At 41.4% G+C, this 12141-nt stretch carries 17 protein-coding genes; all 17 read right to left on the bottom strand.

Translation table 11 applies throughout. The features are described from left to right. Positions 1 to 228: 228 nt before the first annotated feature. The 17 genes from L1D15_RS21305 to L1D15_RS21385 all read right to left on the bottom strand — a co-directional run bounded on the left by L1D15_RS21305 (position 229) and on the right by L1D15_RS21385 (position 11865). Positions 229 to 585 (bottom strand): hypothetical protein, encoded by a 357-nt coding sequence (locus tag L1D15_RS21305; RefSeq protein ID WP_239876965.1) that lies wholly within the window; start codon positions 583 to 585, stop codon positions 229 to 231. A gap of 205 nt (positions 586 to 790) precedes the next feature. Further along, entirely contained in the window at positions 791 to 1054 is a 264-nt protein-coding gene (locus L1D15_RS21310) for a hypothetical protein (protein WP_239876966.1), read from the bottom strand. 161 nt (positions 1055 to 1215) lie between these two features. Further along, complete coding sequence (locus tag L1D15_RS21315) at positions 1216 to 1695, bottom strand: hypothetical protein (protein ID WP_239876967.1); 480 nt, start codon at positions 1693 to 1695, stop codon at positions 1216 to 1218. Between the two features lie 436 nt (positions 1696 to 2131). Further along, positions 2132 to 2815 carry a hypothetical protein gene (locus L1D15_RS21320; RefSeq protein WP_239876968.1) on the bottom strand — a complete coding sequence of 228 codons (684 nt, stop codon included), beginning with the start codon at positions 2813 to 2815 and terminating at the stop codon, positions 2132 to 2134. Between the two features lie 159 nt (positions 2816 to 2974). Continuing rightward, positions 2975 to 3397 carry a hypothetical protein gene (locus L1D15_RS21325; RefSeq protein WP_239876969.1) on the bottom strand — a complete coding sequence of 141 codons (423 nt, stop codon included), beginning with the start codon at positions 3395 to 3397 and terminating at the stop codon, positions 2975 to 2977. Positions 3398 to 3400: 3 nt separating this feature from the next. Continuing rightward, positions 3401 to 3988, bottom strand: coding sequence for a hypothetical protein (locus L1D15_RS21330; protein ID WP_239876970.1), 588 nt, complete (start codon positions 3986 to 3988; stop codon positions 3401 to 3403). A 136-nt stretch (positions 3989 to 4124) separates the two neighbouring features. Next, on the bottom strand, positions 4125 to 4604 hold the full coding sequence (locus L1D15_RS21335; protein ID WP_239876971.1) for a hypothetical protein: 480 nt from the start codon (positions 4602 to 4604) through the stop codon (positions 4125 to 4127). A gap of 129 nt (positions 4605 to 4733) precedes the next feature. Continuing rightward, positions 4734 to 5105, bottom strand: coding sequence for a hypothetical protein (locus L1D15_RS21340; RefSeq protein WP_239876972.1), 372 nt, complete (start codon positions 5103 to 5105; stop codon positions 4734 to 4736). A gap of 1477 nt (positions 5106 to 6582) precedes the next feature. Further along, a complete protein-coding gene (locus tag L1D15_RS21345) occupies positions 6583 to 7155 on the bottom strand; it encodes a hypothetical protein (RefSeq protein ID WP_239876973.1) in 573 nt (190 codons plus the stop codon). A 161-nt stretch (positions 7156 to 7316) separates the two neighbouring features. Next, the gene (locus L1D15_RS21350; RefSeq protein WP_239876974.1) at positions 7317 to 7694 is read right to left on the bottom strand and encodes a hypothetical protein; all 378 of its coding nucleotides are present in this window, start codon (positions 7692 to 7694) and stop codon (positions 7317 to 7319) included. Between the two features lie 75 nt (positions 7695 to 7769). Beyond that, on the bottom strand, positions 7770 to 7934 hold the full coding sequence (locus tag L1D15_RS21355) for a hypothetical protein (RefSeq protein ID WP_239876975.1): 165 nt from the start codon (positions 7932 to 7934) through the stop codon (positions 7770 to 7772). A 447-nt stretch (positions 7935 to 8381) separates the two neighbouring features. Then, entirely contained in the window at positions 8382 to 8786 is a 405-nt protein-coding gene (locus tag L1D15_RS21360) for a lysozyme inhibitor LprI family protein (RefSeq protein WP_021458089.1), read from the bottom strand. 146 nt (positions 8787 to 8932) lie between these two features. Next, a complete protein-coding gene (locus L1D15_RS21365; RefSeq protein ID WP_239876976.1) occupies positions 8933 to 9283 on the bottom strand; it encodes a hypothetical protein in 351 nt (116 codons plus the stop codon). Positions 9284 to 9439: 156 nt separating this feature from the next. After that, positions 9440 to 9835 (bottom strand): hypothetical protein, encoded by a 396-nt coding sequence (locus tag L1D15_RS21370; RefSeq protein WP_219584165.1) that lies wholly within the window; start codon positions 9833 to 9835, stop codon positions 9440 to 9442. 647 nt (positions 9836 to 10482) lie between these two features. Beyond that, positions 10483 to 10683, bottom strand: coding sequence for a hypothetical protein (locus L1D15_RS21375; RefSeq protein WP_239876977.1), 201 nt, complete (start codon positions 10681 to 10683; stop codon positions 10483 to 10485). A gap of 24 nt (positions 10684 to 10707) precedes the next feature. After that, positions 10708 to 10947, bottom strand: a complete 240-nt coding sequence (locus L1D15_RS21380; RefSeq protein WP_239876978.1) for a hypothetical protein — start codon at positions 10945 to 10947, stop codon at positions 10708 to 10710. Between the two features lie 180 nt (positions 10948 to 11127). Next, positions 11128 to 11865: a hypothetical protein gene (locus tag L1D15_RS21385; RefSeq protein WP_102543689.1), complete on the bottom strand. Its 738-nt coding sequence runs from the start codon at positions 11863 to 11865 to the stop codon at positions 11128 to 11130. Positions 11866 to 12141 lie beyond the last annotated feature (276 nt).

Genomic DNA, 12141 nt, shown 5'->3' on the forward strand with positions numbered 1-12141 from the left:
AAAGTACTCAGCCCCGTCACCACAAATCGCAGCAACCAACTTTTTATCTTCTTCCATCTAACCTTTCCCGAAAAGCACATAACGCCCAATTAAGGGGTGAACAACGCCCCACCCAACCTAAAGCATTGTGCCTTAAACACTAAATTTGACGTAGAAGTGAAAGTGCCAAGCGTTGTGAATCCCTCTTAAATTGCTTGTTATGTTTCAGGGGTTAACTTGAAACTCACATCATTTTTTCTTTGGTTTTTCCGACAGGTAATAATGAGCAATTAGACTGCCACCAAGACCTGAACTAGCCATTAGCATGACTTGAAAAAATGTTTCAATAATTAGTTTGTCTTCGACTTCACCGATGTGAAGATCGGTAAAAATTGGGATGTAATGCTTACCCAGCACAGCAATAGCAGCACCCAAGTAGATAACACTTCCCCCTTTAACATCATTGCTACTACGTCCGCGTAGGACCAAGCCCATAACGACCATGTAGCCAATTAACCAGAATACGTAGCCTGAGAAGTTGATACCTAACATAATTGCAGGAATCACAAACATTACCCCTAAGAGCCATCTAGCAGAGTTTTTCATTATTAGTCCTTATGAATTAGAAGGTTACTAATAAATAAGGGCAAAAATTCCTCTTTCAAGCTCTATTTGAAACATAGCGCCGCGTTAAGTAGTGAGCAACGCCACCACTGAACCTAACCATATTACCTTAAACACAAAACCCAACGATGGAATAAAAAATGCCATGCGTTGGGAATCTGTCTTAAACGCTTTGTTATGTGGTAGGTCAAAGGTGATTTTCTACACTCAGGCACAGAGCTGCAAGATTATTGTCAAAGATTTGAACAGAACCTTCAGGAACTATAGGTTCTAACATTTTCCAACTATCATCTTCCCAGAACTCAACCGAGCCAAAACGTTCCTCACCATCCCACTGAATCATAAACCTCGAATCGTATGAGGCATAAATACTATGTATGGAGCCACAAGAGTCTAAGTCAGTATCGGGTTTCACTTCTTTGAAGCCTACTTCAACTAGGATTTCAGCCACTCTACTCTTTAACTTGTAATACTCATGCATTCTCATGTACCACATAACGCTGCGTTAAGTGGCTGCCTGCCAACAGAACTAACATGGCCACCGTAAACACAAAACCCAACCAAACCAAAAGTGCCTAGCGTAAGGCAGTCCGTCTTAAACGCTTTGTTAGGCTAATTTACTCGGTTTATTTTTGGTGGCGCTGATGAAGCCACATTGACTATTGTATCGCTGTCGAGTATTCCATAGTGCTTAAAAGCTCCATGAACGTCCTCATCAGTAAAAGTCTCAGCTTTTACATAATCTAAGAAAACTGATTTGTTATATACAATGACTCTACCACCGGGTGGTTCAATCTCATCATAGGGGTTAGTAAACGTACGCCCTTCATCAATTACAGAGCAACAAAAATAATCAGGTCTAGAGAAAACTAACTCATATACTCTACTATCCTCGGTTTCAGCAAACATCGGAGAGGACTGATACGGAGAACCATCAACACCACCTTTCTGGTTTATCGCTTTTGGTTCCAGTTCAGAGCTCTGGAATATTAGTTCTACCAAGGTAACAACAAGATCACCCTCTTCATTTTCTTTTATCTCACGAACAAACGCTTCCCTGAGACTATTTATTTCATTGAACAAGTTACTCATGTATACCTCATTAGCCTAACGCCCTTGCTAAGCGGCAACCAACGATACCACAAAACTTAAACCAACCACCGTAAACACTAAACATAACCAGACACAAAATCGCCAAGCGTTGGTTGTCCGTCTTGAGCTAATGGTTAGGTATGCTCATTACAAACACCTTTGCTGNACTAACATCAAATACTTGCCAGTTGAATGAAGCTCTCACCTGAAAAAGTTCGAGCCACACGACCACTTAAATTCGTGACAAACAAAACAGTTGAAGTGGCTGAGCGCCAAACTAAAAAACCGTACAAACTTCAAGCAACCTAACGCCCTGCTAAGTGGCTAGCAACGCATGCACGACATTTAACCTAACCGCCATAAACACTGTACCAGACTAGAACCAAAATCGCCGAGCGTTGATAGTCCGCCTTGAGCAGTTTGTTAGGCATAAGTTTTAATAGAATTCAACCTTTCGAGCCTTATCTTTATTTACTTTTGATTCTGGTACACGATGCATAATGCCAACTTGTACCCCTGCGCATTCATTTCCAATGTCATCAACGGGGTTCATTACTGCGACTAAATTGTGTTCATCATCTACTTCAACCCAATGATGAGATAGTAACGTAACGGTTTTCTGCATAAATAAAAATGCTTCAGAGATTGCATTTATTGTTTTAGATTCTTGATATTGCTGCTTTCTTGATACATGCAGAAAATCTCCACTTTTACTCCACATTAAAACAAGTTCATTGACATCTAATGGAGTTGTACCTGCTAGGTCTGATTTAGAAGCATCAAAATGAGGAAGCTGTCTCTTTACCGCCTTTGGGTAAAAACGGCTATTCACCTTTGATAACAATCGATTGATCTCTGCAGGTTTATAACTTTTTTTTAGCTTGGAACTAAGGTCTCGACTTGAGGCTTGGTTAGCAACTACGCATGATAGCATGACTAGTTCGCATATTTTTCGTATTTGTAAGTATATGATATCAATGTCGGTTTCCAGACTCCCAGTGTAACTACCTGAACCATTGATCTTCTTTTGAATGTCCATCAACAAAGCACTACGTAACTTGATTTGTTCCATATAGGATTTGTAAGTTCTTAAGTACTTATCTACTTCATTTAATTTCATACCATTCCATATGCCTAACGCCGCGTTAAGTGGTGAACAACGTCAACCACCAAACTTAACCCATTGTACCTTATACACTTAAGCTGACTTGAACCAAAATCGCCAAGCGTTGTGAATCCGCCTTAAACGCTTTGTTATATTGCTGCTGCCAAAACCAATTTATTGATTTAACTGGGATGCGAGCAACAGTAGCGAAAAAATAGCAAAGCTGTACCTGAGATCATTCCTAAGTTTTATCAACCTCTTATTATTCAGATGATCCAGATCTTTGCCGAAAAGCATTGGGACAAATAAGAACATACCAAAATGGAACACTACGAACGGTGGAGCCCCTCTAGAGCGCCAATGCTCATTCTCCATTTCATTCCACTCATCATAAAAACTCTTGCTGTATTTTATAAGCGGAAACAACGAAGCCAACACCGCACAAACCATTAGAGTGTTATATAACTCACCCATTTTAATCCCTGAACTTGAAAAACAATATAACGCCGCATTAAGGTGTGAGCGGCGCTTGGCTATACTTGAGCGAAGCGAAAACGCCAAGCGTTGCGAATCACTCTTAAATGCTTTGTTATACATTTTTTACCCACACGGCTCCGACAACCCAGAACTCCATGCTTCAATAACATTTCCGGGATTCTCTATTTTGTAGCAAGCCATAAGACTGGAAGGAGATTTGATGCCTAGCACTACCCCTTTACCCTCTACTTTCCCGAAGCTATCTCGATAAACCGATAATGCAGGTTGAATTATATTTTTCCAATAAACATCGACCAGCTCGCTTTCACTTGTATATTTAAGGCTTTCGGATAACTTACTGGAACAAAACAACGTGTAAAATGTTACACCACCAGATGACATAACCGATGACTCTAGTGAGCAATTAAGAAGATTACTTTCACCTACTGAAGTCAAAAATGGTTCCAACTCACTTCCAGCGGCACTTAGCTCTAACTGAATATAGGTAACAGGTAATAGTGTCGTGACAACTAAGAGCAAACCCATACGAAGCTTATTTCCAGAGTAATTTTTAAACGCGTGATAATACGTGAAAGGAAACAGGAACAGCCCTAAGAAACCCAACCATATCTTTTGCTTAAACATGTCGACAACGACTGTAAAATACAAAACTATCCCTATAAAAATCAGTAAAATAGACAAAGTTAACATAATTGTGATTCACTTCCTTTTTTAATGTATAACGCCTAAATCACCGGCCTGACCGGAGTGGAACAAAATGTGGTAGAGTGAGCGTAGCGAACCACATTTTGTGTAACGGAGCGGAAGGTCCGCGTGCATTTTTTTGTTATGAGTAAGCTCTATCATACGCTCTCTGAAACTCCTTAAATACAGTATATGGAAATTCTCCCTCTCGATTCTCCTTGAAACTTTTCTCAGTCATTAGATCACGAATCTTTTCCATTTGCTTTAGAACACAAACCGAGAACAATTTTAACTTAACCTCAAAATCAAGAGTTTCATGTTTAGCTTTACCAGACGCATTCACACGCGTACATCCACTAATAGAAACAACCATCTTATGCTTCTGCTCTTTATTACGCTTAATACTCCAGACATACTCGCCAGGCTCATCATGCCACTTAAAATTAACTTCGTCAGCCCCTTGGATCATCTCAATCAATCCATTTAGTAATACCTCGATTGGGTTTTCAAAGATATGAGTAGGCCCCATTTCATAAATTTCTCCGCCTACATAAACTAAGCACGTACTCCAACCGTGATTCTCTAGGAAGTACAAAAAATCTATATCATCTGGATACTTCATACTTAAAACCTCGGGGACTCATAACGCCCAAATCAGCGGCCCACCGGAGTGGAGACAAATTTGGGGTATAGTGAGCGCAGCGAACCCCAAATTTGACGGAGCGGAGGTGGGTCCGTCTGCATTTTTTTGTTATGCTTTTTGCCAATCTATATACTCTGACTTTAAGCCGTTGTTTATGTAGAAGTAAGCCAAACCTTTTAAAGCTGACTCCGAACCTAAGCACCATGATTTAGGGTACTCGTCGACTTGACCATTTGCCAGCTCAAACTCGATATTTTCGAGCCCTTTAAATTTACCTACAGAAACTACCCCATCATCTTCTGGATGCTCTAGATACATTAAAAACATATCGCCATCGTTTTTTAACATACATATGGAGCTACCGCTTTCAGAATACATCCAAGCTTCTGCTTTACATACATTGTCTATTTCTTCGAGATACACACCCAACTCGCTTTCAGAAGAGATTCTTATTTCTCTTGAATTTAACGTAACGTCCATATCTCACCTAAAGCATAACGCCCTTGCTAAGCGGCGACCAACAATAACACAAAACTACAGCAAACCACCGTAAACACTAAACATAACCAGACACAAAATCGCCAAGCGTTGGTTGTCCGTCTTGAGCTGATTGTTAGGTATGCTCATCAAACATGCCTTTGCTAGCTTGAGCTATAGAACCAGCCCATGAAACATCGAAGCCAACTGCACCGCAATAACCACCGAAACTGAATAGCAATCACATCACTTTTTTTTGCGGTGGTTCACTAAAGCAAAAAACTAGCCGGGTGGAAATAGCTAACTTTCAACGAACAAGCTTGGCCAAGAGCACTTAAAACCAGAAAAAACTCAGCCACTAACGTCAAAGCTTGCCAGTTGAAGAAACTTTAACCTGAAAAAGTTCGAGCCACATGGTCGCTGAGATTCGTTACAAACAAGATTATTGAAGTGGCTGAGCGCCCAACTAAAAAACCGTACAAACTTAAAGCAACCTAACGCCCTTGCTAAGCGGCAACCAACGATACCACAAAACTTAAACCAACCACCGTAAACACTAAACATAACCAGACACAAAATCGTCAAGCGTTGGTTGTCCGTCTTGAGCTAATGGTTAGGTATGCTCATTACAAACACCTTTGCTGGCTTGAGCTATAGGACTAAGCCATGAAATACCAAAGCTCAATGCACCGCAATAAGCACCAAAGTGGAGTAACGAGCATATCACTGTTNACTAACATCAAATACTTGCCAGTTGAATGAAGCTCTCACCTGAAAAAGTTCGAGCCACACGACCACTTAAATTCGTGACAAACAAAACAGTTGAAGTGGCTGAGCGCCAAACTAAAAAACCGTACAAACTTCAAGCAACCTAACGCCCTTGCTAAGCGGCTACCAACAATAACACAAAACTCAAACAAACCTCCGTAACCCCTAAACACTACCAGACACAAAACCGCCAAGCGTTGGTTGTCCGTCTTGAGCTGATGGTTAGGTATGCTCATCAAACATGCCTTTGCTAGCTTGAGCTATAGGGCCAGCCCATGAAACACCGAAGCCAACTACACCGCAATCACCACCGAAGCTGAATAACAACCACGTCACCATTTTGCGGTGTTTTACTGAAGCAAAAAAAGCTAACCAAATTGAGATAACGAACTTTCAACGAACAAACTTGACCAAAAGCACTTAAAAACAGCAAACACTCAGTCACTAACATCAAAGCTTGCCAGTTGAATGAAACCTTTATCTAAAAAAGTTCGAGCCACATGGCCGCTCAAGTTTGTGACGAATAAGACAATTGAAGTGGCTCATTGCAAAACTAAAAACCACACAAGCTTAAAGCAACCTAACGCCGCGTTAAGTGGTGAACAACGCTTTCACCACACTAAGCTATTGTTCCATAAACAATTAAGCCAGAATGTAAGCTGAAGCCACCAAGCGTTGAGAGTCCGTCTTAAACGCTTTGTTAGCAAGTTTTCTAGAAACTATATCTGACATTGAAATTCCAGCCACCCTGAGAGTCAGGGTAGATTGAAAAGTCAGTATCATATTCATAAAATACTTGATCTGAAAACCACAACGAGAAAACGAGCAGATTCAGCCCAAGCATATTGGTTATAAATATTTCCTCCTTACTTGTTTCGTCTTGATCAATGTTTAAATTATATGCACCTAAAGCCGCCAAACCGATGACTCCAGTTAGTCCAACACTACTTTTTGGGGCCGCCCCAGCCATTGGGCTCGCTATTACATAAGTCCACCCTGCAAGTTCTGGATCTCCAGCAGCAATCGCTGATAAAACGCCAGCACCAACTTGGGCAACCAGAAAAGTACCTACGTCATTAAGACCAACGTAATTACTTTTTGAATAACTATTACTTTGTCCAGGGTAATCTGATAACAAGAATCGATTTTGAGGCAATACTTTATTGAAGTATTCATTTTCTATTGTTGACTCATCATCAACAGAGTAATTTAGTAACTCATCTTCAGTTATCGCATGGGATTCCACACTGATTAATGACAAAGCCAGAACTAAAAACTTCTTCAAATTTAAACTCCTTTATTAGTGAAACCCTTGGCTTGCTAACGCCGCGTTAAGTAGTGAGCAACACTTACACCTGACCTAACCCATTACACCTTAAACACAAAATTCAATTTGGGCTGAGAATGCCACGCGTTGCGAATCTGCCTTAAACGCTTTGTTAGGTTTTAAACTTCTGGCACCTTTGGCCACTCAGGGCGATTACTAGTAACCCATGCATCCAACTTGCGTCGAGCTGAGTCAGCACCAACATCAATAGATAAGAAGTCACAAATAGACTTCCATGTAGGAAACCTTGCTTTACCATTTAACTCAGGGATTTGTTCAACCCACTCTGATGGCCTTGGTGAAGATTTCACCGAACGTTTGTCAGGTAATGAAGCCAGCAAGTCATTCAAAATATCATCGGAGTTGGGTACATCTGAGGGCACAAGAGCCAACAAACGAATTAGAGCATCATTGAAAGTAAGGTTTTCGAAAGGCTCTTTTTTAACTAAGGCTTCAATTTTTGATGCTACCTCAGCATCTACATGGTAGCTCGGCATAATCACTTTCTCCTTATTGCTCAAGTGCGAATAGTGTACTGCAGTCAAATCTAGATTTCTAGTTTAGATCTAGATTTAACTAGATGCACCATTACCGCGATTGAAACCTAACGCCCTTGCTAAGCGGCTACCAACGATACCACAAAACTCCAGCAAACCACCGTAAACACTAAACATAACCAGACACAAAACCGCAAAGCGTTGGTTGTCCGTCTTTAGCGGATGGTTAGGTATGCTCACTACAAACACCTTTGCTAGCTTGAACTATAGGACTAAGCCATGAAACTACAAAGCTCAATGCACCGCAATAACCACCAAAGCCGAACAACAACCGCGTCACTATTTTTGCGGTGGTTCGCTGAAACAAAGAAGCTAGCCAAATTGAGATAATAAACTCCAACGAACAAACCTAGCCTAGAGCACTTAAAACGGAAGACTCTCAGCCATTGACACCAAAGCTTGCCAACTAAATGAAACTTTCACCTGAAAATCTTCGAGCCACGTAGACGCTGAAATTCGCGACAAACAAGATTATTGAAGTGGCTGAGCGCTAAACTAAAAAACCGTACAAGCTTAAAGCGACCTAACGCCGCATTAAGGTGTGAGCGACGCTTGGCTATACTTGAGCGAAGCGAAAACGCCAAGCGTTGCGAATCACTCTTAAATGCTTTGTTAGGCGCATTCCTTTTAACCTACATATACACTCTTGAAGTATTCCACTCGTTCTAACGTCATTCTTAACCTACATTCTTCAATTTGGACACCTTGCCAAGGTGAAGGCGTGGAAGAAAGACCTGAAAACTCGCACTCAGCGTCTCTATATTTTAACCAAGCCCTTTGGGCCTTTCGAAACGGCTCCACCAGCTCGGTTTCAGACCAGGTTTCCCTTAGCGCTGCTTCTTCCTCGCTTATTCTAGCGATTGCTTCTTGATAACTTTCGTTAAGTTCTTTGTCTGCGAGTTCCATCTTCTGTTCCACACACTGATAACCGGCCATAACCCCACCACCTTTCACTTTACAGGGGTCTTCGATATCATCAGAAGCGAAGCTAGGCACAGAAACCAATGCCAATATCACGAGTAATTTTTTCAAGTTTGCCTCCTAGCACCTAACGCCGCGTTAATGGGCAGCAACGCTACCACACAACTAACCTATTGTGACATAAACACAAACACCAAACTATGTGTAAAAACTCCCAAGCGTTGGATGTCCCTTTGAACGCTTTGTTATGATCGCGCTCAAAGAAATTGCAGAACTAAACAAGCGATAAAAGCTGGTAAACCTGCAACGAAGAACACTAAACCCGTTTGATAGTTCATTCGGTAGTGTTCTTGTTCGTCTTTATTAAAATCATGCCCTTCTACCATTTTGTACACTTTATCTGTTCGAGAGTCATCAAGACGGGTTGTTTTGCTATGAACCCCACCTTCCCACATGAGCTTTGCTAAAAACCAAATGACAATAACTACAAAGAAAAGAAAATCGACGAGTCTTGTCGTCGCAAAGAAAGATACAAATTGCGACAGAGCTACTACGAGCAACGCCGCCGTGAGGTTGATTAGAACTACTTTCTTCAATAGATCAGGCAAAATTACCTCCAAGCACATAACGCCCAATTAAGGGGTGAACAACGCCCCCACCGAACCTAAAGCATTGTGCCATAAACACTAAATTTGAAGTAGAAGCAAAAATGCCAAGCGTTGAGAATCCCTCTTAAATTGCTTGTTATAAAACTTTTAAGCGCACTACTTTAACGAGTTCCCATCCCACAAATGCTCAGGATCAGGTAAAAAAGTAACACCACAACCTATACCGTTATGGTTGTAATTTTGAACAGATACTAACCAACCACCGGGAACTTTTGTTCTATATGACTTCTGAACACCACCAACATTTTTTAGTGTTTCCCAATCTAGGATTGCTTCTCCGCGTACTCTTTTGAAACGCAATTGTTCTGCATTATATTTTTTTGTTTCGGACCAGAGTTTTAATGCTTTGTCTTTTGTGTGAGCTTTAGTGCTTTCACAGACAACAGCGAAACCTTCCTGCTGTAAACCTCTGATTTGATCACCAGCGTAATCATCAACGATATCAACCGCTATTGAGAGATCATCTTTTTCTAAAATAATGTATTCATTCACGTCGTTTTTCACCAAGTTTTATAACGCCCTTGCTAAGCGGCTACCAACAATACCACAAAACTCAAACAAACCACCGTAAACACGATACTCAGCCAGACACAAAACCGCTAGGCGTTGGTTGTCCGTCTTGAGCTAATGGTTAGGTATGCTCATTACGAACACCTTTTCTCAGACACAAAACCGCTAGGCGTTGGTTGTCCGTCTTGAGCTAATGGTTAGGTATGCTCATTACGAACACCTTTTCTAGCTTGAGCTATAGGACTAAGCCATGAAACACCAAAGCTAAATACACCGCAACAACCACCAAAGCTGGATAATAACCACGTCACCGTTTTTTGCGGTGGATCGCTGAAGCAAGAAAGCTAACCAAATAGAGATTACGAACTTGCAACGAACAAACCTGACCAAAAGCACTTAAAACGGAAGACTCTCAGCCACTAACATCAAAACTTGCCAGCTGAATGAAACCTTCACCTGAAAAAGTTCGAGCCACATAGCCGCTGAAACTAGCGACAAACAAGGTTATTGAAGTGGCTGACTGCCAAACTTAAAANCTTAAAACGGAAGACTCTCAGCCACTAACATCAAAACTTGCCAGCTGAATGAAACCTTCACCTGAAAAAGTTCGAGCCACATAGCCGCTGAAACTAGCGACAAACAAGGTTATTGAAGTGGCTGACTGCCAAACTTAAAAAACGCACAAGCCCAAAGCAACCTAACGCCCTTGCTAAGCGGCTACCAACCATAACACAAAACTCAAACAAACCACCATAAACACCAAGCTCAACTAGACACGAAACCGCCAAGCGTTGGTTGTCCGTCTTGAGCGGATGGTTAGGTATGCTCATTACAAACGCTTTTGCTCGCTTAAGCTATAGGACTAAACCATGAAACACCAAAGCCAACTGCACCGCAATCACTACTGAAGCTGAAAACAACCACGTCACTATTTTTGCGGTGGTTCGCTGAAGCAAAAAACCAACCAGATTGAGATAACGAACTTCCAATGAATAGACTTGGACAAGAGCACTTAAAAACAGGCAGTACTCAATCGCTAACATCAAAGCTTGCCAGTTGAATGAAACCTTAACCTGAAAAAGTTCGAGCCACATGACCACTGAGATTCGCGACAAACAAGGTTATTGAAGTGGCTGACTGCAAAACTATAAACCGTACAGGCTTAAAGCAACCTAACGCCGCATTAAGGTGTGAGCAACGCTTGGCTATACTTGAGCGAAGCGAAAACGCCAAGCGTTGCGAATCACTCTTAAATGCTTTGTTAGTTGTTTGGCTCACAGAAAATGCAATAACAAACGTCCAATAGAGTTAACTAAATCTCGACTATAGATAGCTAGCCATTTATTAGCATCATGATCAAAGTGTGAATCACTAAAGCTATTTCTAGAGTTTGCAATTGCACTGGTCAGTGTAGAAATACTTGTCACCATTTGAACTGGATAACTGCCTACTGCTGAGAGCTTTGAATCAATGTCTGTTCGAACCAACTTGGACAACGGTATTAAGTCAGTGACATTGCTGCTAGCTGGAACATGTTTCTGAACATAGGATTTATACAACCCCTCCAGACACGTATATGCCAAAGTCATTGCATTGTTGTAGTTTGCCGTATCTATTGCATTGTCAATTTTAGACAGTGTCGAATTGAGCTTATCAGAACTCCACTGATGGTTTGGAATAGTAGCCTTGGGAACAGGGTTACCGTTACCAAACATATATGCTCGAAGATCTTGAGCTTCAGTTGGACAATGTGGCTCGACAATGTCTATAAAGGCACGAAACACTTCGAATCGTGTTGATTCATCGAGATTTTGGAGGATGTCCCAGTAAAAGTCTCGACGAGTTGTACTCTGTTTCAGCCTGTTTCTTTCTTCAATGTAGAGTGAATAACCTGGCAAGCCACGGTCAAACTGTTGAACGACCTTAATGAAGGCTGAGCCGCTATGGTAAGCAGGTGAACCTGTTTTATCCAACATACTAAACAAACGACTATAAGCAGATATCCACTGCATTCAATACTTCCTCTTAAAACAACTAACGCCCTTGCTAAGCGGCAACCAACAATACCATAAAACTAAAACAAACCACCGTAAACGCCGCACCAAACCAGACACAAAACCGCCAGGCGTTGGTTGTCCGTCTTGAGCTGATGGTTAGGTATGCTCATTACGAACGCTTTGCTCGCTGGAGCTATAGGACTAACCCATGAAACACCAAAGCTAACTGCACCGCAATAACCACCGAAACTGAATAGCAATCACATCACTTTTTTGCGGTGGTTCACTAAA

It is taken from the genome of Vibrio sp. Isolate25 (assembly GCF_022398025.1).
Taxonomy (GTDB): domain Bacteria; phylum Pseudomonadota; class Gammaproteobacteria; order Enterobacterales; family Vibrionaceae; genus Vibrio; species Vibrio coralliilyticus_A.